Here is a 21,984-nt window from a genome sequence, read left to right on the forward strand (position 1 = left end):
CAGGGTCTGGTTCGGATTCATGGGCGAGTATTAAAAAGAAAAATAAGGAGAATGAGATCATATAATTACGGTTCATTCAAGGGGGGGTAAAAAAGTATGCTCGCGCCCTGGACCGGGGTGAGTGAGTGCAGCCAACAAAGAGGCAACTTGAAAGATGACGGGTATAGATATGAGTAGTGTAATCATTCATCATGACATTGAAATAACATTCCACCAGATTAAACTTTCAAATTAATTATTCAGTAATTTTAAATCTATATATTCCCCTAAATGATTAAAATATTCTTGCGTTAAATGAGGAATCGTACCTAATAAAGGAGCAGGTAACATGCGCTCTAATGTCGCCAAATATTCTTGCTGACGTTTGCCTGCGGGTTCAACCTCATTAGCTATCCAGCCTGCAAAATGTAACCCTGAACCTATAATCGCCTCCACGGTAAGTAGCGCATGATTAATACAGCCCAACTTCACCCCCACTGCCAAAATAACCGGCAGTTGCTCTTTAACCACCCAGTCAGCAAAAGTCACCGATTCTGATAAAGGGGTATACCAACCACCAGCGCCCTCAACTAAAACCCAGTCTGCTTTCTTTTCTAACTGATACAACCCCGTAGACATAACAGTAAAATCAATAGGTTGATTCAAGTCATCACTGGCAATATGGGGTGATGTCGCTTCAACAAATACTAACGGATTCACTTCTTCATATTGCAAAGATACAGAACTATTTGCCAGCAATGCCAATGCATCGGAATTACGAACACCTGCCGATGTTATTTCACTACCAGAAGCAACGGGTTTATAACCTGCTGTTTTATATCCTGCTTTAGTTGCCGCCTGTAACAAAGCACAACTTACAACTGTTTTACCCACTTCGGTATCTGTACCTGTCAAAAACCAGCACTTAGTCACGATGAATCACTCCAAAAACAACCTGATAGCTAAGAGGTAATTGTTCATTTTCTCGTGGATAAGCCTGTTCCAAAGCAGTCAGCCGTCCACGCGTCATCAGTCCTTGCTGTCGCCCATAATGAAGGTGAGTCGCACCAATTCCTTTCAGAGAACCCAATAGCGGCAATATATGAGAATATTGCTGGCGATAAACCTGACTAATAAGAAGATGCCGGAATCCTTGACAGGCATCTTTAATTGTCTGTTGCGGCAGGAACTGATTAATATGCTGATAGTTATCAACCGTACTCCAAGCTTGCTTCAATTCATGCAATGAACCTTTAGCCAAGGTGGAAAATAGAATTAATCCACCAGGGCGGGTTACCCGATAAAGTTCTCTTAAAGCACTGGATAAATTATCACACCACTGAACAACCAGATTACTGAAACAGATATCAACACTGTTGTCAGCAAGCCCTAAATGTTCAATGTCCGCTTGTAAATAATAGTCAGCCGCCAATTGCTTACGGGCATGAGCTAACATGCCTGATGCCAAATCCAACCCAATAACCTGCTTCCCCTGTTGTCGCCAGCGGTGACTAAAAAAACCCGTACCGCAACCCGCATCCAATATTAACTGACCAGGATGTCCAGCGGCTTGTTGCATGAGGAATTCACCGGTTTGCTGCTGTAATTTCGCTACCACATCATAATTGGCGGCCGCTCGTCCAAACGCTCCAGCAATCGCCTGTTTATTGGCAAATTCAGCTACGGAACCCATGCAACGCCTCCATCAACATATCAATATCCTGTGGCATATGACTGGCCGTCAAAGTAATACGTAATCTGGCGCTGCCCGGTGGTACTGTTGGTGGGCGGATGGCTTTAACCCAAATCCCTTTTTGTTGCAGATACTGAGACAAGGACACACTCAGCTCATTATCACTCACAATCAATGGCTGAATTGCGGTAGTTGAATCTGTCAGATTAAATGGCAGTTTTTGAGCTTGCCGGCGGAAGTAATTGATATTCTGCTGTAATCGTTGACGCAATTCATCACCAGATTGTATCTGCCGAACAGCTTCAGAAAGCGCCTGAGCCTGTGCGGGGGGCATAGAAGTGCTGTAGATCAGATGACGGGCATACTGAATTAGGTATTCTGCCGTCTGCTCATCACAAAGCACCGCTGCGCCACTCAACCCAAATGCTTTGCCAAAAGTGACAATCAAAATCTCCGGCTGGATTCCCTGTTGCCAACAGCTTCCCCTTCCCTGCTCACCACAGACACCAATACCGTGAGCATCATCCACCATTAACCAGTTGCCAGAAATTCTGGTTTGCTGATGAATATCGGCTAGCGGTGCGCAGTCACCATCCATACTGAACACACCTTCGGTTACCACCAGCGTCTTTCCAACACAAGGCGTTGCCAGTAAATTTGCAAGTGATTCAGGTTGATTATGCAGAAAACGCCGGAGCTGAGCGGGGGAATGCATAGCCGCTTCCATTAATGAAGCATGACTCAGACGATCGGCAATAATCCGATCCTGTTCCGTCATTAACGCGGCAATGACCCCCTGATTAGCAGAATACCCCGAAATAAACAGTAATGCTTTTGGATAACCCAGCCAGTCAGCCAATTGTTGTTCCAATAGCTGATGAGCCTTTGTATAACCCGTAATATGACCGGAACCACCACTACCAACACCATATTGTTCGGCTCCCCGCTGCCATGCGGAAATGATTGCGGGATTTGCACTTAACCCAAGGTAATCATTACTAGAAAAATTAAGATATTTGCCATCAGTGGTATACAGGAAACGCCCATCTGATTTCTGATTGACCTGCCGCTGACGCCATAGCGAAGTGTCCCAACGCTCAGACAATTGCCGAGAAAGATAAGATGACCAGTCCATTATAATGCCGCATTATAAAATTGTTCGTTATCCGCATTGATAATGGCTTCTGCCAAATGCTGCTGTTGCTGATTATCACCAAATGCTGTCTGAGTCTGCTGAGGATTAATGCCCAACTTGCGAAATAGTTGTAAATCTTTATCTTCCGCAGGGTTAGGTGTAGTGAGCAACTTACAGCCATAAAAAATAGAATTAGCGCCAGCCATAAAACACATTGCCTGTGTCTGCTCATTCATCTGTTCACGACCTGCGGATAACCGAACATGAGAAGACGGCATCATGATCCTGGCAACAGCGATCGTGCGGATAAAATCGAAAGGGTCTACATCTTCGTTCTCAGCCAATGGCGTACCTTTGACTTTAACCAACATGTTGATGGGTACACTCTCTGGCGGTTTTGGCAGATTTGCCAGTTGTACCAATAACGCGGCCCGATCACGTATCGCCTCACCCAGACCAACAATACCACCAGAGCACACTTTTATTCCGGCCTCTCGTACTTTATCAAGGGTATCCAATCTGTCCTGATAGGTCCGAGTCGTAATGATGTTGCCATAAAATTCCGGGGAGGTATCAAGGTTGTGGTTGTAGTAATCTAATCCTGCATCCGCCAGCCGCTGCGCTTGTAACCCATTGAGCATGCCCAGTGTCATGCAGGTTTCCATTCCCAATGCTTTGACTTCCTTAACCATTTTCTCCAGATAAGGCATATCCCTCTCATGGGGATTTTTCCACGCGGCACCCATACAAAAACGTGTTGAACCCGCATTTTTAGCCTTACGAGCAGAATCAATCACCTGTTCCACTTCCATCAACCGCTCTTTTTCAAGACCTGTTTTGTAACGGGAGCTTTGCGGGCAATATTTGCAATCTTCCGGACAAGCCCCGGTTTTGATGGAAAGTAGTGTACTGACCTGTACTTGCTGTGGGTCAAAGTAAATACGATGAACCTGCTGTGCTTGAAATAATAATTCGAAAAAAGGTTTATCAAACAGCTCTTGCGCCTGCTTAATTGTCCATTGCTTACGCTCAATCACAATAACATCTCCAGTGTAAAAAAAGTCTAGTCAGTTTAAATAATGCCGCTATACTGTCAACCAATTTTAATAAAATTGGTTTACGTTAAGCTTTATGACTTCTTCTGATATTGAATTTGATCTACACCATATTTGGCATCCCTATACCTCCATGACCAACCCTCTTCCGGTTTACCCTGTCGTTGGCGCTTCTGGGGTGGAAATCGAGTTGGCTGATGGCCGTAAGCTAGTGGATGGTATGTCTTCCTGGTGGGCCGCCATTCACGGATATAACCATCCGGTACTGAACCAAGCCGCTAAAATTCAGATTGATCAGATGTCCCATATCATGTTTGGTGGAATTACCCATCCACCCGCAATCGCACTTTGCAGGCAATTAGTGACAATCTCCCCGCCATCACTGGAATGTGTTTTTCTGGCTGATTCAGGTTCTGTTGCAGTGGAAGTAGCTCTGAAAATGGCATTGCAATACTGGCAGGCAAAAGGTGAGAAACGCCAGCGTATTTTGACATTACGCCACGGTTACCATGGCGACACATTCGGCGCTATGTCCGTCTGTGATCCCGACAATTCAATGCATAATCTCTACAAAGGCTACCTGCCACCCCATCTATTTGCCGAATCGCCTCAGTGCGGATTTGATTCTCAATGGGACAAGCGGGATATCATGCCATTTCGCACTTTGCTGGAGCAGCATTCCCTTGATATTGCCGCGGTGATCCTTGAACCCATCGTACAGGGTGCTGGAGGAATGCGAATTTATCATCCTGAATATCTGCGTCAGGTCAGAATGCTTTGTGATCAGCACCGGATTCTATTAATTGCAGATGAAATTGCCACCGGCTTTGGCCGCACAGGAAAATTGTTTGCTTGTGAACATGCTGAAATTGAGCCAGATATTTTATGTGTAGGGAAAGCGCTGACAGGCGGCTACATGACACTATCAGCAACACTGACAACCCGTAAGGTAGCCGAAACGATTAGCAATGGTGAAGCAGGCTGTTTTATGCATGGCCCAACGTTTATGGGCAATCCATTAGCTTGTGCCATAGCAGAAGCCAGTTTGAACTTGTTATTACAAAGCCCTTGGCAACAACGTATTAAATCAATTGAAAACCAATTAAAGAGTGAGTTGATGCCACTAAAACACCATGAAAAAGTGGCTGATATTCGGGTATTAGGTGCAATTGGCGTCGTGGAGATGAAGCAATCCGTGAATATGGCGATGCTACAACACTATTTTGTTTCTCAAGGTGTCTGGATAAGACCATTTGGCAAGCTGATTTATTTGATGCCGCCTTATATTATTCAACCAGAGCAACTTTCACGCCTGACAAAGGCTGTCTCTGGGGCAATTAATTTGTGATTTTCTGTTATTAAACAAGTTTTTTGAATTTATTGCTGAACAGTTAATAAAGCTAAATTCCAGCTCGATCAAAAAAGGCTCCTAATTGGGAGCCTTTTTGAAAAATTTCTTCACACTCCGACCTTCGCAATGAGTAGGGGCGGGTGCTTACACAAGTAGAGTTACCTCTGGGTAAAGATTATCCAGCAAATAGGCAAAAATGTCAACACCAGCTTTACATAGAATATAAAGCAAGCCTTAATATAGGTATAGTTAAACAACTCTACAGGGAAATGAACAACTATGACCATAACGACAATTATAGATTCACTATCGAGTTACAGATTTTCTACCTATCAGCTTCCTGTATTAGGTGGAATGACAAAAGAAGAATGCTTGGGCATCTATCTGTGGAACAAACAACTTGCCAGTGCTTTTTTCCCCGCACTCCAAATTATCGAAGTCTCCCTACGCAACGCCATTTATCAAGGATATATCCGTTATGAAGAGATAAAAATTGAAAACACGTTTAACCAAGCACAATGGCAAGTAGAAAAAAACAAGATTGATAAATTCTGGTTTATTAATGTCTTCACTCAAAAAAATAATGCTGAAGCATATAGGAACATTTTGTCAGCAACAAGGCAACTACAAAAAGATGGGAAAACATTAACCCCAGAGAATTATATTGCAAAACTCACACTAGGTTTTTGGGTATCAATGGTAAATAATAGTTACGATATACAAAGAAATTCATATCTAACATTATGGCCTGAACTTCGTGGATTAGTTTTTCCATATGCTTTAGATACACAAACTCAGCGCCCTCTTTCTATTAATAGTATCGGCAATGAGTTAAAAGAAATCAACAAGATCCGAAATCGGTTGTCACATCATGAACCTTTGTGGCGCTCTAAAAATGCATACCAAATGGAACACATAATTAATAAGGTTGTTGAAAGTTATGAGAAGTGCTTAAAAATTATCCGGTGGATCAATCCATCTAATTTAAAACTGTTATCTATTATTGAAAATAACATCAAAATGAGTGAATTATGCAGTATTCATTCTCTTTGGAAAAATAAACAATTATCCACGGGGCTATCATCTCTACCAATAATAATAGGATGGGGGGATGAAAATAAACTAGATGTTACTCATATAGGAGAAATAGTAAAAATAGTCGATACCCGATATGCCTTGATAAAAAGCCAAAAGGATAAAGCTATATTTTTTGCCAACTCTAAGGACATGAAAAATAATATTCAAAACTATAGTACTGGAACAGTAGTGAGATTTACCCCAGAAGCGAGTAAGAATCAATATCCCAATGCAAAAAATGTTGAACAAGCTTAACTTCATTAGCATGGCTAACCATAAATAAGCGCAACAAATCATAGTGAAAAACTATTTGCAAATTTATTTCTGCATGTACAATCCGACGAAAATGGCAATTTCAATGCAAAAATCTTGTAGAAAACTTTCACAAGAAATTTTGCAACAGAAATGACCAGAAAATTTAGTGGATGAGTTTAGTGCAACCGAGCAGACACAGAAAACCATTTCTGCATCTGTCCGGTTGTATGACTGCGAAATTTGGAGTTGTATTAACTCAAACTTGATCTGGTAATTACCGGTTCTTTACACCAGATTAAACCGTAGCTAGCACATACAACCGCCGTTAACACCCAACAATCTTATCAAATTCACAGGGCTAGCACCGTGACCCACATTGGGCCTTTACCTACTGGATAGTGCGCCAATTCAGTCAATTTACCGGTATATTTATCAATAGAAGAGACTGAAATATGGTCAGATTTTTGACCGGATGCAATCAGATATCTTCCACTCTGATCGATAGCAAAACCACGCGGCTGAGTTTCAGTTTTATAGTGCCCAGCCAGCGTCAAATTAGAACCATCTTGTGAAATAACAAAATGGCTGATCAAACTTGAAGTCCGTTCACTGGTATAAAGGTGACGACCATCCGGTGTAATATGAATATCAGCAGACCAACGAACACCCGCTAAATCCGCCGGCAATGAATCAATCCTCTGAATAAGCCGGTATTTTTCCCACTTGCGATAAACATCCACCGTAGAATCCAGTTCATTAATACAGTAAATCACCTGCTGATTTGGATGAAATTCCATATGACGAGGACCCGCACCTATTGCCGTAGTGATTTTCTCAGCGCGTTTTTCTGTTAGATAGCCCTCTTCCGCCATCTCAAAAATACGGATGCGATCTTCTTTCAGACAAGGAACCAATAGTTGTTTATTATCCCAGTCAATATTAGCCGAATGCGGGGCTTGCAAGCCTACAATAACCTGAACAGGTTCACCCACAATACCTTGATCATCAATTAGGCTGACACTCAAATTGTTATAACTATAGGAGGCAGAGAATAGAAAACGGCCCTGTTTATCAGTAGAGATATGAGTCGGGCTACCCGGTATTGATGAAATCCCCTGTTGTACCAGTTCTCCTCTAGAGCCAATCTGGTAAGTGACAATACTGAATTGTGGTCGGATGCCAACATAAAGATGTTTACGATCCGGGCTAACCACCATGGGTTGTACTTCCCCCGGTACATCAACTGTCTGAATGAGTGATAACTCACCTTCATTATTCAGGCTCCAAACATGAATCTGACAACTGTTTGGACTCGCCGTATAAACCACTTGTTTCATCTTCACTCCTTAATTATCCATTACCATTTTATTGTGCTGTAACGACTCGATTGGTTTTATCGGTTAAACTCACCGCACAATTGGTGTAGCTTTATTCAGTTCTAATGTAATATCCTTACATTATATATAGTTATGAGGCTAATTTATGTCATATCGCATCATTGCACTGGATCTGGATGGTACACTACTCGATCCTCAAAAAAATATCCTGCCAGAATCACTCATTGTACTAAATGAAGCACGTAAAGCTGGTATTAAGGTGCTAATTGCCACTGGCCGTCATCATGTTGCTATCCACCCTTTTTATCAGGCTTTGCAACTCAACACGCCTGCCATCTGCTGTAATGGTACTTATCTGTTTGATTATCATGAAAAGAAAGTCTTAGCCTCAGACCCACTGTCAACTCAGGAAGCTATAAAAGTTCTCACCCACTTAAAAAATACAGATATTCACCGTCTGATGTATGTAGATGATGCCATGTTATATGAAGAACCGTATGACACAGTTGTCCGTACCATAAAATGGTCTGAAACCCTACCTGAATCTCAACGCCCAACTATGCGACATGTTAATAGCTTTCAACATGCTATTGACGAAGTACAGTCTATCTGGAAATTTGCAACCTGTTCTCCTGATTTGGCAAAACTGCGGGAAGTGACTGCACAAATCGCAAATGACACAGGTCTTTCGTGTGAATGGTCATGGTTCGATCAAGTGGATATTACCAAGAAAGGTAACAGTAAAGGTATGCGCTTGAAACAGTGGGTTGAATCACAGGGAATGAAGATGAAAGATGTCATTGCTTTTGGTGATAATTTTAATGATCTGAGCATGCTGAAAGCCGCCGGACTCGGTGTCGCTATGGGTAACAGTGTGGATGCGATTAAAGAACAAGCCGATCTGGTAACACTGGATAATACTCAGCCAGGTATTGCCGAAGTTATTCGCAAGTATGCCCTTTAATTGCTTGTCTGACAAAATGACTGTCCGGGGAACCTCCGATAAGCTCCCCGTTGTTATTTATAACAGAGACTACAGTTGCCGATTAAGAGAAACACTTTTTATCTGAGCATAAAGCCACTGCCCAGAGCGCAAATTAAGTTCATCCCTTGCCCATGGAGTGACCCTTGCCCATAAATAGTGACCACTCAACACCAATTTGACATCAACGTGTCCATCATCATCAAAGAACTCAACCACTTTCACCGCTAAAATATTACGGATACTACTGCCGCGAGAAGGTTCCAGTACTAATGAAACATCTGAAGCATCTATTCTGATACGCAAATCGGTTCCCGGTTGAACATCAATTTTCGGCAACCATAAAGCCTGGTCAGCTAGTGCCACCGCTGTCATTTCATAACGATTATGGTGTTCAACCATTGAAACATTCAGAATACTGCTAAGCGTCTCTTTTTGTAACCAAAGACGTAATGCACTACTGGACCAAACCTCTTCCAATTTTCCCGTTGCCCTGACTTTTCCGTTATCCATGACGAGTACATTTTCTGCCAGACGAAGAATCTCATCCAGATTATGGCTGACATATAAAATCGGGATGTTGACCTCTTCAGAAAGCTTTTCAAGATAAGGCAGTAGTTCTCTTTTACGGGGGAGATCCAGCGATGCCAACGGTTCATCCATTAACAACAGATCCGGTGCCGTCAATAAAGCACGACCGATAGCAACCCGCTGCTTTTCACCGCCGGACAAGGTAAGAGGAAAACGTGATAGTAAGTGCTCAATTCCTAGCAAACTAACAATGCTATCAAATTCTGGCTTCATCTCCGGAGACATCCCGTATTGAAGATTACCTTTTACTCGATAGTGAGGAAAAAGCCGTGCATCCTGAAAAACATAGCCTATACGACGCTGCTCTGATGGCAAGCAGATACCTTTTCCAATATCTACCAACACATAATCATTAAGGGCAATCCGTCCTTTCTGTGGGCGTATCAAGCCGGCAATAACATTTATCAGTGAAGTTTTCCCAGCGCCTGAAAGACCAAAAACAGCCGTGATCCCCTCAGTAGCTAACTGTGTATTGACCTGTAAATGAAGATCACCAAGTTGTTGCTCAAAATCTAGCTCTAACATGTTGCTCCCAAACGTCTCCTTCCCCAACGGGTTAGCCATTCAGAAACCATCAGTGACATCAACGCTAGAATAATGGCAATGATGCACAAACGAGCCGCAGCCATTTCTGCTCCAGGTGTTTCAATCAAGGTATACATTGCCAGAGGGATCGTCCGCGTTTCGCCTGGAATATTGGATACAAAAGTGATAGTTGCGCCAAATTCACCCAATGAACGGGCAAATGCCAACACAGTACCCACAATAATCCCAGGCAAAGAGAGCGGCAATGTGATAGTAAAAAATACTTTCAACGGATTCGCGCCCAAAGTACGAGCAGCCTGTTCCAGCCGCCGATCAACACCTTCCAGCGCCAGACGTACCGCCCTGACCATCAACGGAAAAGCAACAATAGCAGAAGCTAGCGCCGCACCACGCCAACTGAATGCAAAACTGATGCCAAACCAGTCATATAACCATTCACCAATAAATCCACGACGTCCCATACTGATCAGCAGCAAATAACCCACGACTACGGGTGGTAACACCAGCGGCAGATGGATAATGCTGTCAAGTAATGATTTACCGGGAAACTGGAAACGAGCAAGAATCCATGCCATCAAGATCCCAAATGGCAGACTAAATAACACTGCCATACCGGACACTTTCAGACTGAGAATGATGGCTTGCCATTCGTATTCACTCAACATCGCCAAAAAATTTATTCCTAAAGTGGGTGAAAACCATAACGTTTAAAAATTTCAACGGCTTTAGGGGTTTTCAAATATTCATAAAAATCGAGAACGGTGGAATTACTATGATCTTTGATAATCGCCATTGGGTATTCAATCGGTTTGTGGCTCTCTGCCGGGAAAATCCCCACCACTTTGACTTTATTACTGGCAACGGCATCCGAACCATAAACAATGCCCAATGGAACCTCAGCACGCTCCACCAGCGCCAACCCACTGCGCACATTACTGGTACGCGCCAGCAGAGGATTAACCCTCTCCCATGCTGCTAAATATTGCAGAGACTCTTTAGCGTAAATACCCACTGGAACATGATCTGGATCACCAACAGCAAGACGACCGTCCTCTAATAAGGATTTCCATTTGGTTTCTTTATTAATATCAACTTTATTGAGTTTACTCGCTTTCGGTGCAATCAGAACGAGTTGATTGCCCAACATAGTCAACCGAGTTTCATCAATAATCAGTTTCTTCCCGGCAACATAATCCATCCACTGTTGATCAGCGGAAATAAAAATATCTGCCGGCGCACCTTGCTCAATCTGGCGAGCCAAAATGGAAGAGGCAGCATAAGAAGCCACCACTTCACCTTTTTTCTCTCGCTTATACAACGCCGCAACATCATCAAGTGCATTAGTCAACGAGGCGGCAGCGAATAATGTGACTTTTTCCGTAGCCCACACTTGCCACGTCAAAGCAAAAGAAACGACAACGCCGACTAGCAGTTTGCCAAAACTCTTTTTCATTTGTTTTCCACCTGCTTCTTACCTATTAGTTCATCGTGTATAACAAGATATAACGTCAATTGGAAGAGTGTTCCAATATTAATCGGCAAATTGTGAGCAACTTTTACTATCTAATTTAATTCGAAGTAAAATACTGTAATAGGAAAACCAAATGAATAAAATGGAATTGATTATGATTAATTAAGACAAATTACCCGGTTAATCACCGGGTAATCAGAATAGCATCTGGTGTAAAAGAAATATTAGTTTTACTTTTCAGAACGACCAATACGGGAAACGATATTAAACAGTTCCCCAAGACCATAAATTAAACCTAAAATTCCGGCCGTCACTACCGGTACCATGACCAGGGCGAAAGCCATACTTTTAATCAACTCAAACATGGTAGCCTCACACAATGGCTCATTAAATGAGCCAGCAACATAACACATTTTTAACCATAGCAGGTAATACCGCTATAATTAGTACCATTCTAGACAAAGACAGACAACAGTAACCGGCTAAACGTGCGTTTTTCGGGTTAGCCTATCAAAATTTACGATTATATTTACTAAAAAAAACTATTATGCAAGCCGAAATTCTACTGACACTGAAATTACAACAACGGTTATTCGCAGATCCACGGCGAATATTATTACTAAAACAGATTAAAGCAACGGGTTCTATCAGTCAGGGAGCAAAACAGGCCGGTATCAGTTATAAAAGCGCCTGGGACGCAATTAATGAAATGAATCAGCTGGCAGACGAAATACTGGTAGACCGTGCTACAGGTGGTAAAGGAGGCGGCGGGACAAATCTTACCCATTATGGCGAACGTCTATTGCAACTTTACGATCTACTGACACAAATTCAGCAAAAAGCCTTTGATGTGCTAAAAGATAACCAACTTCCCCTCGACAGTCTGTTAGCGGCCATTTCCCGTTTTTCTCTGCAAACCAGCGCCCGTAACCAATTCTTTGGCACAATTACTGACCGTGACCATAATCAGGTGCAGCAACATATCCGCATCTTGCTGACAGATGGTCAAACATCACTGAATGCGGCATTAACAGAACAAAGCGCTAACCGTCTTGGCTTGGCAAAAGGTAAAGAGGTATTGGCGCTCATTAAAGCACCTTGGGTGAAACTCACTAAAGAGCCGTTTTCTATCGGTCATTTCGACAATGCCCTGACAGGGCTGATCAGTAAAATTGAAACCAGCGAAGAGAACACAGAAATTATTATTGTTCTTGATGGCGGTGAAATCCTCTGTTCTACTCTGCCCAATCAAGAAGCAAATAACCTGAAACTACATTCTGGAGATAAAATCACTGCACTTTTTAATGCTGACCAAGTAATTATTGCAACTCTGTGTTAAGAATTGATTCCATTATCACTGAACAATTCATAATATCCAGTAATATCATTGTGTTACGTGCCTTACGCATCACCTAGTGTCCGATATTAAATGTTAATTAAAAGTTAATATTGACATTCCGTGGCATTCCGCTTATTTGTGGAAAGATATTTGCATTGCTTAAAAAGGAATAAAAGATGTCTGAATTGCAAATAACGCAAGGCTGTTTCCGTTTAAGTGATACTCGTACCTTGCAGTTATCATCACTAAAAATAGCCTCTGGCGAAAATTGGGCTTTTATTGGCGCTAATGGTAGCGGAAAATCATCATTGGCCCGTGCGCTTTCAAATGAATTAGTCCTACTTTCCGGCGAACGAAATTGCTCATTTCGCAGGTGCGCCCGCGTCTCTCTAGAACAATTACAAAAACTGACGGAAGAAGAATGGCAACGCAATAATACTGATATGCTCAGTGATGATGAAGATGATACCGGCCGCACTGCGGCAGAAATTATCCAGCTTTATCATAAAGATAACGAACTTTGCCTGGAACTGGCAAAACAGTTCGGTATTATGGATTTACTTTCCCGTCGTTTTAAATATCTTTCTACTGGTGAAACCCACAAGACATTACTTTGCCAGGCACTGATGGCTTCACCTGATTTGCTGATTCTGGATGAACCTTTTAATGGTCTTGATCTATTTTCCCGTGGTCAACTCGCTGAATTACTGGAAAAATTGTCATCAAAAGGAATCGTTTTGGTACTTATCCTTAACCGGTTCAGTGAAATCCCAGATTTTGTTGATCAGATTGGCGTACTAGCGGATTGCCAGCTAACCTCTGTTGGCATCAAAGAAAAAGTGATGGCAGATTCCTTGGTAGCTCAACTGGCACACAGTGAAAAACTGAACGGTATTCATTTACCTGAAACAGATGAATTTCCTGTCGATAATCAGCTACCGCCCGATCAACCGCTGATTATCCTACGTAATGGTATCGTTCAGTATAATGATCAGCCAATTTTGCATGGGCTAGATTGGCAAGTGAATTCAGGTGAACATTGGCAAATTATTGGCCCAAATGGTGCCGGAAAATCAACGCTTCTGAGTCTGATTACCGGAGATCATCCTCAAGGCTACAGTAATGAGCTGATCCTGTTTGGCCGTCAACGCGGTAGCGGCGAAACCATTTGGGATATCAAACGCCATATTGGCTATATTAGCAACAGCATTCATCTGGAATATCGTGTCAGTATCAGCGTTCGTAATGTGATTCTGTCCGGTTTCTTCGATTCAATTGGTCTTTATCAGACAGTATCAGATCGCCAGCAGCAACTTGCTGATGAATGGCTGGCTTTATTAGGATTATCTGTTCAGATTGCCAACGGCCCGTTTCACAGCCTTTCATGGGGACAACAACGACTTGTTCTGATAGCTCGCGCACTGGTTAAACATCCGGCTTTATTAATCCTTGATGAACCTCTCCAAGGGCTTGATCCACTCAACCGCCAGTTGGTATTACGTTTTATTGATGTCATGATTGCTGATGGCGATACTCAACTACTGTTTGTTTCTCATCATCAGGAAGATGCGCCGCAATGCATTACTCACCGACTGATATTTATTCCTGATGGTGATCTATACCGCTACAAAACGGAGAAAGTTTCTGATTGATTTCTGATAGTTCCCCGTTATGAGGGGATCTTACTTATGAGTCTAGCCAATTTTCATCACAGCCATTTCTATTAGTATCTTAATAAGGTGATTGATTATTGACCAAACAATCTGAATTAAGGAACGATTATTACCAGCATGAGAACTTCTCCGACCAGTGAAAAAAACATCGCAATTTAGTTATCATGCATTATTATTTTTGCTCACTAAATAACATCCATAATCAATTTTTGGTCTGCTTTTCAGATCCTTTTTTAATTTGTTAAAAATAAAGGGAAATATATGATTTGGGGTTTACTTGCTACATCACTGGCATTATTAGCTATACACCGCACTACTGCACTGATTGTTCTACTGGCCGCAGTTATTACCGGATTTGTCACTCAAACTATGATTTATCCGGCAGTCGCCACTATTGCGATTATTTTTTTGTTAGGTGCGCTACGTATCTATTTTCAACAAAATAACATCATTAAAATCACAACTGAGCTACTATTACTCGCCTTTGCAGTGGCATTATTCCTACATCTGCTCCCAGGTTTTAATAATCTGAAATATCTCGATAAAGTTCAGGTAGGCCCTCATAGTGCCCCATTCTCAATGTATTTCAACTTTGACAAAGCACTCATTCCTTTCCTGCTGTTATGTTGCATGCCTAGCCTATTTACAACAAAGCCACTGACCAAAATTTGGCCTTATGCATGGATAATCTTAGCTATTGCTATTCCTGTATTGTTAAGCATAGCAACGGCTCTCGGAGGACTCGCAGTTGAACTGCACATGCCACAATGGTTACCGATGTTTATATTGGCCAATATTTTCTTCGTTTCGCTGGCAGAAGAAGCGCTATTCCGTGGCTATATCCAACAGAGGTTAAGTCAGTGGATTAACCCCTATTTTGCCCTGATCATCACCGCTTTGATTTTTGGCGGCGCACACTTCGTCGGCGGCCCATTACTGATGATGTTTGCTACACTTGCCGGATTAATATATGGGCTAGCATGGATGTGGAGTGGCCGTCTGTGGGTCGCTGTTGGATTCCATTTCGCACTCAACTTAGTCCATTTGCTGTTCTTTACTTACCCAATCAAGTTGGTGACCGCACTATAAACGTGTCAAACTTGCCCGGTATCTATTCAGCAATCTGCAAGAAATTCAGCTTTTCAAGCAAATAAAGTTTGAAACAAGACTATTGATTGCTGTTCTAGTGCATAGGGCAATATAATGCGCTCAGTTATCATTAAGTTTGACTTTTAAGGAGTTTAAGCTATGGCTGTCACTAAACTGGTTCTGGTAAGACATGGCGAAAGCGAGTGGAACAGAGAGAACCGTTTCACTGGCTGGACTGACGTCGCGTTATCTGAAAAAGGTCGCGCCGAAGCTCAACAAGCAGGGCAACTGTTGAAAAAAGAAGGGTTTGTTTTTGATTTTGCCTACACCTCCGTGCTAAAACGCGCTATCCATACGCTGTGGAACATTCTGGATCAGGTTGATCAACAGTGGTTACCTGTTGAAAAAAGCTGGAAACTAAATGAACGTCATTATGGTGCTCTGCAAGGTTTGGACAAATCAGAAACCGCAGCTAAATACGGCGATGATCAGGTTAAACTATGGCGTCGTGGTTTTGCTATCACCCCACCAGATTTAACTAAAGATGATGAACGTTTCCCAGGCCATGATCCACGTTATGCGAATTTGAAGCCAGAAGAGTTACCCGTGACCGAAAGCCTGGCAACGACTATTGAACGCGTGATCCCTTACTGGGAAGAAGTTATCAAACCGCGTGTTGCTCAAGGTGAAAAAGTGATTATCGCAGCGCACGGTAATTCTTTGCGTGCTTTGGTTAAATATCTGGATAATATGAGCGAAGAAACTATTCTTGAGCTAAACATCCCAACAGCAGTACCTCTGGTTTATGAATTCGACGAAAACATGAAACCAATCAAACATTACTATCTGGGTAACGCTGATGAAATCGCAGCAAAAGCCGCGGCTGTAGCAAACCAAGGTAAAGCGAAATAATTCATTGCCGATAAAAAATTGCTGACACCCTATTTTCCAGCAAACATAAAAAACCGGAGTTGTCGATTCCGGTTTTTTTACATTGGAAAAATGTTATCAGCCACGACGCGCTTTTATTGCCGACGACAATTGACGTAACAAAATTTCAGTATCAGCCCAACCAATGCAAGCATCAGTAATACTTTTACCATATACCAATGGCAGACCGCTATCCGGATTCTGATTTCCTTCTTCCAAATGACTTTCTACCATGACACCAATAATCGCTTTCTCCCCAGCGATAAGCTGCCGACTCACATCTGAACACACATCCATCTGCTTTTTAAATTGCTTAGAACTATTAGCATGACTGAAATCAATCATAATTCTTGCCGACAAACCGGCTTTTTCCAAGTCTTGCTTCACGGCAGCGACATGTTCGGAACTGTAATTCGGTTCTTTACCACCACGCAAGATAATATGACAATCATTGTTTCCGCTGGTATTTACAATCGCGGAATGTCCCCACTTAGTGACAGAAAGGAAACTATGAGGGGAACCCGCTGCATTAATCGCATCAATGGCAACTTTTATCGCACCATCAGTACCATTTTTAAAACCAACCGGACAGGAAAGGCCAGAAGCCAACTCACGATGGACCTGAGATTCCGTTGTACGAGCGCCAATTGCTCCCCAACTCATCAAATCGGCTAAATACTGTGGAGAAATCATATCCAGATATTCCCCCGCAGCCGGTAGCCCCATGTCATTAATATCCCGTAACAACTGACGCGCTAAACGCAAACCATCATTAATATCAAAACTGTGATTCATATGAGGGTCATTAATTAACCCTTTCCAGCCAATAGTTGTACGCGGTTTTTCAAAATAAACTCGCATGACAACTTCCAGATCCTCTTTCAGCTCCTCACGCAATTCATTCAACCGCTCGGCATATTCCATTGCTGCTTTAGGATCATGAATAGAACATGGCCCAATCACAACCAACAGACGATCATCTTCACCCGTCAGAATTTGATGAATCGTTTTACGCGCCTTACGTACTGTCAATGCAGCCTTTTCAGTTGCTGGAAATTTTTCAAGTAGTGCCACAGGAGGTAATAATTCTTTTATCTCTTTAATTCTTATATCATCATTCTGATAATTCATAGCCCTCTCTCATCTAACATCTTTGTATATTTAATTAAAGCAATCTTGTGATTTTAATCTAACTGTTAGAAGCCAAACTGTAAATATTCTTTGTAGAGAATAAATAAATCAATGCTTAACTCAAAACATAGCAAGATATTGTCAAATGTGGTTATTTCTGTTCTTATAGTTGAAATATCTTTAGAAATGAGAATTATCAAAGTAAATACCTAAAAATATGCCAGAAATCAACAAAACAATTCTCTGGCATAGTTAGCAAACTATTTCACATGAGATAATGGCAAAGAATGGTTTTCCTTAGCTGCCTGAACCCACAAACGGAAGCCATTAAATGCAATGCCCAAGAGAATCACATACTGCAACGACATTGCCAGCACGCCTTGATGGAAATAGATAACAACGCTTATCACATTGATAACCATCCATATCAGCCAGTTTTCAACATATTTACGAGTCATCAGAATCATTGCCACAATAGATAGCACCGTCATTGTCGAATCCCAGAATGGGAATGCATCGGGCTCCAATATCGGCATCTGAACATTAAAGCCAAATTTTTGCATAATCGTAACGGCAATCTGAGTCAGATAGCCAAAGACCCGATCAATATTAAAAGTCATAATGGCAATCAATAGCACAGAAATTAGACTAATTATTACCGCCTTATTCAAACTTAACCAACGTATTTTAAGTTCAATCTGCTGCTGATCATTAACCTTGCTCCAAGCATACCAACCATAAATATTTGCCGCAAAGAAGAATAATTGCAGCAATAAACTGGCATAAAGTTGAATTTGGAAGAAAATCACCGCAAATAATGTGACATTAATTAGTCCAAACAAATAGTTAATTATCTTCTCCTGACTGGCAAACCAAATACATAACAAGCCAGCGATCGTACCTACCGCTTCAATCCACGATAAATCATACCCCCCTTTTCCCAGAGGTATATTTACTAATATGTTGTTAATACTGAAAAAATCCATCTGTTATATCCTATTATTATCTACAATAAAATATTACTCTCATTATTCAATTTTCTATTTTAACTGAGTTGCAAAATCAAGCATCCTATTTAACGGAATAAGTGCCTTTTCCCGTAATTCTTTTTCAACCAATATCTCATGCTGAACCCCTCCCTGTTCCAACCCCTGAACGATGGCTTGTAAACCATTCATTGCCATCCACGGACAATGAGCACAACTGCGGCAACTCGCGCCTTCTCCAGCCGTAGGTGCTTCAAATAACTGCTTCTCAGGACACGCTTGCTGCATTTTATAAAAAATGCCTTTATCTGTTGCCACAATCAGTTTCTGATGCGACAAAGATTGCGCTGCTTTGATTAATTGGCTGGTCGAACCAACAGCATCAGCCAGATCAATAACAGCGTGCGGTGATTCAGGATGAACCAATACCGCAGCATCGGGATGCAGACCTTTCATCCTTAGCAAAGCCTGAGTTTTAAATTCATCATGAACAATACAAGCCCCTTGCCAACACAGAATATCGGCCCCTGTTTGTTTACGAACATAATTCCCCAAGTGGCGATCGGGTGCCCAAATTATCTTCTTTCCCTGGCTATCCAGATAATCGATCAATTCAACAGCAATACTTGAAGTCACAACCCAATCCGCTCGTGCTTTAACGGCTGCTGATGTATTTGCATAAACCACTACGGTACGATCAGGATTGTCATCACAAAACTGGGTGAACTCTTTTTCAGGGCAACCAAGATCTAGCGAACACTCAGCTTCCAGCGTTGGCATTAAAACACGCTTTTCAGGGTTGAGAATTTTGGCGGTTTCTCCCATAAATCGCACACCGGCAACTAATAAAGTAGAGGCCGGATGATTATTGCCAAAACGTGCCATTTCCAATGAATCTGCAACACACCCTCCTGTCTCTTCAGCTAAAGCTTGGATCTCAGGATCGGTATAATAATGTGCGACTATAACGGCATCCTGCTGTTTTAAAAGGTATTTAATTTTTTCACGGTAATGTTTTTTTTCATCCTTACTGAGAAAAGCAGGTTTGGGAGGGAATGGATAAATGGTTGAATTAAAATCAATATACTGGTTCATTACTTTGACTCTCTGTTTAGTATATGGTTTTAAAAAGCAATAATTTTGGTTTTCAGTCCGAAAACTTGCCCGATTTTGTTTAATATACTAAACAAAATAACCAATTTATAGCAATTTATCGTGAAATATTTTGTCTATGATGGCTAAACAGAAAACATTATTATATTTATAATATGCTGTTTTATTAAAGCCATTTATTAAATTATTTTTTAATTAAAAAGTAAGAAAATTCTTGGCATGAAAATTGTTTTACCGGTTTATCATCTTTTTAACAGAGAATTCAAATTAATAATAAATGCGCTTTCTAGAAAGATAGTTAATTAAATTCAGTCGAAGCCCATTAACCATTAACAGTGAGTTAAAAAAATTAGAACACAAAAACATTATCCGAATAGACTGGTATTTAAGTGTTTTCTCTCCGTTATTTAATGAAGTAAACCATAAAAGATAGCAAAATAAAAAAGCGGTGAAAACGGTTAATACGGCAAGATTTAAGTCCTGAAAAAAGCTTGATTATCCGAAAAAACATAAAGGGTAGCGACTGATGAAAACTACTTAGGATTGCCAGTAAAACAGCGTCAGTAAAGATAAAAAGCAGGTATGATTAATGTTTTTAAACATAAAACACGATATACCATAATGATTAAAAGTAATAAAAAGCAAACTTAAAAAGTGGTAAAAAAACTGTTAAAAATTTATACCAATTAAATCCAGGAGTTAAAACTATGACTTTTAACAATCGTTTAAAACCCATCCATCATAAAACCATCAGTGAAAAATGAGAAATAGAAATTGATTTTGTTAATACTTATATCTCCCAAAAAAAGATAGATAAATCATGAATAGTTAATCAGATAATCCATTTTACAAAAAGAACCCGCTTTAATAACGTTTTCAACCAAGGAATAAATTTTTTATATACCCTATGGATTTCAAGATGCATCGCGACGGCAAGGGAGTGAATCCCCGGGAGCATAGATAACTATGTGACCGGGGTGAGCGAGTGCAGCCAACAAAGAGGCAACTTGAAAGATGACGGGTATAAACCAATCAAGTCATCAATCACAAAAACATGAATAATAAAATCCTAAAATAAAGCCGGACTAATCGGCTTTATTCTTACTGCAAACTGCTCCAGCCACTAGAATTATGCCGCCTTTACGATGTAGTTAAATGCCACGTTACGGGGTCTATTTTCGTTAGCGGTTGGGACTTGTCTTGATGCATCAATGTCAAAATATGTAAGATCAGTACTACTGCCGCCATTTGCTGAACGTGTATCTGCCGTACCATATCGCAACGATGCCATGACACCATTCACAATAGGCGTCTGGGGAGCACCGCCCATCTGAGCATGTATAGCTTGAGTTGACCCTGTAATATTTCTGATTGCATCTCCCTGCCAAGACAAAAGCCCACGACCACTATCAACACCACGATTATCATCCCATCCGCGGATAAATTCTCCTCTTAAATCAGGTAATCTACCGCTAGGATAAGCCTCCGCCAACTTCGGATACTGTGATTTATTAAAAGGTGAGCCATTACAAATAAAATAACCGAAAGGTGGATAGAGTAACGGCCAGGGAATAGGAGAACCAACAGGAATTTCACTGACTGTTTTAATCCGGTTATCTATCTCTTCGCGGGTATAAGTATGCTCACGTAATGAGTTTATTTCTTGCTGAACAAGCTTTTGCGTCACTGCCAATGTATCACTATTGCCAATCACATTTGTAAGCTGAACAACACCTTTTTGTGTTAATGAAGCATTGGGCATATCTGTTGTAATTTTTTGTGCTATCGCTTTATTTAATTGAGCGGTAAGTTTAGCTACATTTCCATCATCCAGAATATCATTGCCAGATTGTGTCGCGATAAAATCAGCGACGACAGATGATATAGTTGATGACTGACGTAATACCTTATTTAACAAATGAGTGGGAACATTATCCGGAGAAAATCCCACCTGCAAACCCAAGTTTTGTTCATATTTTTCTTGACTAATGACATTTGCATTACTACTAATAGAAAAAGCCTTAAAATCATTCTTGTGACTCATATATTTTCCTTAAATTAAATAATGTTATTTAATAATCAACATCTTGAATTATTGTAAAAATAATCCCCTGTAATTCAGGCTAATCAAAGTCTAGTTCAAGAAAAAAAATAACACTGTGTTCTTATTACTTATAAGCTTAACCGTTTTTGTATCATTGGCAGCAATAAGTAGTTCAATATTTTGGAGTCGCTTTCGGCTTTGCAAGAA

The 21,984-nt window shown here is 41.1% G+C and carries 20 protein-coding genes; 7 read left to right on the forward strand and 13 right to left on the reverse strand.

Annotation, left to right across the window (positions count from 1 at the left end; all coding sequences use genetic code 11):
• Positions 1-231: 231 nt before the first annotated feature.
• Genes bioD through bioB form a run of 4 tightly spaced genes read right to left on the reverse strand, consistent with a single transcriptional unit; the run spans position 232 to position 3,844 of the window.
• A complete protein-coding gene (bioD, locus tag ACGF49_RS09595) occupies positions 232-912 on the reverse strand; it encodes a dethiobiotin synthase (protein WP_228900190.1) in 681 nt (226 codons plus the stop codon).
• The gene (gene bioC / locus ACGF49_RS09600; protein WP_113043813.1) at positions 905-1,672 is read right to left on the reverse strand and encodes a malonyl-ACP O-methyltransferase BioC; all 768 of its coding nucleotides are present in this window, start codon (positions 1,670-1,672) and stop codon (positions 905-907) included. Before bioC ends, bioD begins: the two co-directional genes overlap by 8 nt.
• Positions 1,656-2,807, reverse strand: coding sequence for an 8-amino-7-oxononanoate synthase (gene bioF / locus ACGF49_RS09605; RefSeq protein WP_113043812.1), 1,152 nt, complete (start codon positions 2,805-2,807; stop codon positions 1,656-1,658). Before bioF ends, bioC begins: the two co-directional genes overlap by 17 nt.
• Positions 2,807-3,844 carry a biotin synthase BioB gene (gene bioB / locus ACGF49_RS09610; RefSeq protein ID WP_112876161.1) on the reverse strand — a complete coding sequence of 346 codons (1,038 nt, stop codon included), beginning with the start codon at positions 3,842-3,844 and terminating at the stop codon, positions 2,807-2,809. Before bioB ends, bioF begins: the two co-directional genes overlap by 1 nt.
• A gap of 94 nt (positions 3,845-3,938) precedes the next feature.
• Between bioB and bioA the strand changes: the two genes are divergently transcribed.
• A complete protein-coding gene (bioA, locus tag ACGF49_RS09615; protein WP_113043811.1) occupies positions 3,939-5,210 on the forward strand; it encodes an adenosylmethionine--8-amino-7-oxononanoate transaminase in 1,272 nt (423 codons plus the stop codon).
• Positions 5,211-5,492: 282 nt separating this feature from the next.
• Positions 5,493-6,545, forward strand: a complete 1,053-nt coding sequence (locus tag ACGF49_RS09620; protein WP_387490727.1) for an Abi family protein — start codon at positions 5,493-5,495, stop codon at positions 6,543-6,545.
• A gap of 350 nt (positions 6,546-6,895) precedes the next feature.
• On the opposite strand, the gene pgl is transcribed toward ACGF49_RS09620, so the two are convergent.
• Complete coding sequence (gene pgl, locus ACGF49_RS09625; protein WP_387490730.1) at positions 6,896-7,882, reverse strand: 6-phosphogluconolactonase; 987 nt, start codon at positions 7,880-7,882, stop codon at positions 6,896-6,898.
• A 145-nt stretch (positions 7,883-8,027) separates the two neighbouring features.
• On the opposite strand from pgl, the gene ACGF49_RS09630 reads away from it, so the two are divergent.
• A complete protein-coding gene (locus ACGF49_RS09630; RefSeq protein ID WP_113043808.1) occupies positions 8,028-8,846 on the forward strand; it encodes a pyridoxal phosphatase in 819 nt (272 codons plus the stop codon).
• Between the two features lie 69 nt (positions 8,847-8,915).
• On the opposite strand, the gene modC is transcribed toward ACGF49_RS09630, so the two are convergent.
• The 4 genes from modC to ACGF49_RS09650 form a co-directional block, all read right to left on the reverse strand.
• A complete protein-coding gene (modC, locus tag ACGF49_RS09635; protein ID WP_387490733.1) occupies positions 8,916-9,980 on the reverse strand; it encodes a molybdenum ABC transporter ATP-binding protein ModC in 1,065 nt (354 codons plus the stop codon).
• Complete coding sequence (gene modB, locus ACGF49_RS09640) at positions 9,974-10,666, reverse strand: molybdate ABC transporter permease subunit (protein ID WP_113043806.1); 693 nt, start codon at positions 10,664-10,666, stop codon at positions 9,974-9,976. Before modB ends, modC begins: the two co-directional genes overlap by 7 nt.
• A gap of 17 nt (positions 10,667-10,683) precedes the next feature.
• Positions 10,684-11,454 carry a molybdate ABC transporter substrate-binding protein gene (gene modA / locus ACGF49_RS09645; RefSeq protein ID WP_387490736.1) on the reverse strand — a complete coding sequence of 257 codons (771 nt, stop codon included), beginning with the start codon at positions 11,452-11,454 and terminating at the stop codon, positions 10,684-10,686.
• Between the two features lie 248 nt (positions 11,455-11,702).
• On the reverse strand, positions 11,703-11,837 hold the full coding sequence (locus ACGF49_RS09650; protein WP_112876254.1) for an AcrZ family multidrug efflux pump-associated protein: 135 nt from the start codon (positions 11,835-11,837) through the stop codon (positions 11,703-11,705).
• 182 nt (positions 11,838-12,019) lie between these two features.
• On the opposite strand from ACGF49_RS09650, the gene modE reads away from it, so the two are divergent.
• The 4 genes from modE to gpmA all read left to right on the forward strand — a co-directional run bounded on the left by modE (position 12,020) and on the right by gpmA (position 16,485).
• Positions 12,020-12,811 (forward strand): molybdenum-dependent transcriptional regulator, encoded by a 792-nt coding sequence (gene modE, locus ACGF49_RS09655; RefSeq protein ID WP_113043804.1) that lies wholly within the window; start codon positions 12,020-12,022, stop codon positions 12,809-12,811.
• A gap of 176 nt (positions 12,812-12,987) precedes the next feature.
• Positions 12,988-14,463, forward strand: coding sequence for a molybdate ABC transporter ATP-binding protein ModF (modF, locus tag ACGF49_RS09660; protein ID WP_113043803.1), 1,476 nt, complete (start codon positions 12,988-12,990; stop codon positions 14,461-14,463).
• Positions 14,464-14,748: 285 nt separating this feature from the next.
• On the forward strand, positions 14,749-15,573 hold the full coding sequence (locus ACGF49_RS09665) for a CPBP family intramembrane glutamic endopeptidase (protein WP_191214954.1): 825 nt from the start codon (positions 14,749-14,751) through the stop codon (positions 15,571-15,573).
• 159 nt (positions 15,574-15,732) lie between these two features.
• On the forward strand, positions 15,733-16,485 hold the full coding sequence (gpmA, locus tag ACGF49_RS09670) for a 2,3-diphosphoglycerate-dependent phosphoglycerate mutase (RefSeq protein WP_113043801.1): 753 nt from the start codon (positions 15,733-15,735) through the stop codon (positions 16,483-16,485).
• Positions 16,486-16,581: 96 nt separating this feature from the next.
• Here gpmA and aroG read toward each other — a convergent pair whose 3' ends face one another.
• From aroG to ACGF49_RS09690, 4 genes are all read right to left on the reverse strand, one after another.
• Positions 16,582-17,634: a 3-deoxy-7-phosphoheptulonate synthase AroG gene (gene aroG, locus ACGF49_RS09675; RefSeq protein ID WP_113043800.1), complete on the reverse strand. Its 1,053-nt coding sequence runs from the start codon at positions 17,632-17,634 to the stop codon at positions 16,582-16,584.
• Between the two features lie 260 nt (positions 17,635-17,894).
• Positions 17,895-18,620: a nicotinamide riboside transporter PnuC gene (gene pnuC / locus ACGF49_RS09680; protein ID WP_113043799.1), complete on the reverse strand. Its 726-nt coding sequence runs from the start codon at positions 18,618-18,620 to the stop codon at positions 17,895-17,897.
• A 54-nt stretch (positions 18,621-18,674) separates the two neighbouring features.
• Complete coding sequence (gene nadA / locus ACGF49_RS09685) at positions 18,675-19,715, reverse strand: quinolinate synthase NadA (RefSeq protein WP_113043798.1); 1,041 nt, start codon at positions 19,713-19,715, stop codon at positions 18,675-18,677.
• A 1,147-nt stretch (positions 19,716-20,862) separates the two neighbouring features.
• Positions 20,863-21,777 (reverse strand): tail fiber protein, encoded by a 915-nt coding sequence (locus ACGF49_RS09690; protein ID WP_113043797.1) that lies wholly within the window; start codon positions 21,775-21,777, stop codon positions 20,863-20,865.
• Positions 21,778-21,984: the final 207 nt, after the last annotated feature.

Source organism: Photorhabdus sp. RM96S (genome assembly GCF_042879335.1).
Classification (GTDB): domain Bacteria; phylum Pseudomonadota; class Gammaproteobacteria; order Enterobacterales; family Enterobacteriaceae; genus Photorhabdus; species Photorhabdus kayaii.

What these genes read in the sequence shown, in the direction of transcription:
- modE (WP_113043804.1), top strand. Translation starts at nt 12,020, where the DNA reads ATGCAAGCCGAAATTCTACTGACACTGAAATTACAACAACGGTTATTC.
- bioF (WP_113043812.1), bottom strand. Translation starts at nt 2,807, where the DNA reads ATGGACTGGTCATCTTATCTTTCTCGGCAATTGTCTGAGCGTTGGGAC.
- modB (WP_113043806.1), bottom strand. Translation starts at nt 10,666, where the DNA reads ATGTTGAGTGAATACGAATGGCAAGCCATCATTCTCAGTCTGAAAGTG.
- gpmA (WP_113043801.1), top strand. Translation starts at nt 15,733, where the DNA reads ATGGCTGTCACTAAACTGGTTCTGGTAAGACATGGCGAAAGCGAGTGG.
- nadA (WP_113043798.1), bottom strand. Translation starts at nt 19,715, where the DNA reads ATGAACCAGTATATTGATTTTAATTCAACCATTTATCCATTCCCTCCC.
- ACGF49_RS09620 (WP_387490727.1), top strand. Translation starts at nt 5,493, where the DNA reads ATGACCATAACGACAATTATAGATTCACTATCGAGTTACAGATTTTCT.
- bioC (WP_113043813.1), bottom strand. Translation starts at nt 1,672, where the DNA reads ATGGGTTCCGTAGCTGAATTTGCCAATAAACAGGCGATTGCTGGAGCG.
- pnuC (WP_113043799.1), bottom strand. Translation starts at nt 18,620, where the DNA reads ATGGATTTTTTCAGTATTAACAACATATTAGTAAATATACCTCTGGGA.
- aroG (WP_113043800.1), bottom strand. Translation starts at nt 17,634, where the DNA reads ATGAATTATCAGAATGATGATATAAGAATTAAAGAGATAAAAGAATTA.
- bioA (WP_113043811.1), top strand. Translation starts at nt 3,939, where the DNA reads ATGACTTCTTCTGATATTGAATTTGATCTACACCATATTTGGCATCCC.
- ACGF49_RS09690 (WP_113043797.1), bottom strand. Translation starts at nt 21,777, where the DNA reads ATGAGTCACAAGAATGATTTTAAGGCTTTTTCTATTAGTAGTAATGCA.
- modC (WP_387490733.1), bottom strand. Translation starts at nt 9,980, where the DNA reads ATGTTAGAGCTAGATTTTGAGCAACAACTTGGTGATCTTCATTTACAG.
- ACGF49_RS09630 (WP_113043808.1), top strand. Translation starts at nt 8,028, where the DNA reads ATGTCATATCGCATCATTGCACTGGATCTGGATGGTACACTACTCGAT.
- ACGF49_RS09650 (WP_112876254.1), bottom strand. Translation starts at nt 11,837, where the DNA reads ATGTTTGAGTTGATTAAAAGTATGGCTTTCGCCCTGGTCATGGTACCG.
- pgl (WP_387490730.1), bottom strand. Translation starts at nt 7,882, where the DNA reads ATGAAACAAGTGGTTTATACGGCGAGTCCAAACAGTTGTCAGATTCAT.
- modF (WP_113043803.1), top strand. Translation starts at nt 12,988, where the DNA reads ATGTCTGAATTGCAAATAACGCAAGGCTGTTTCCGTTTAAGTGATACT.
- modA (WP_387490736.1), bottom strand. Translation starts at nt 11,454, where the DNA reads ATGAAAAAGAGTTTTGGCAAACTGCTAGTCGGCGTTGTCGTTTCTTTT.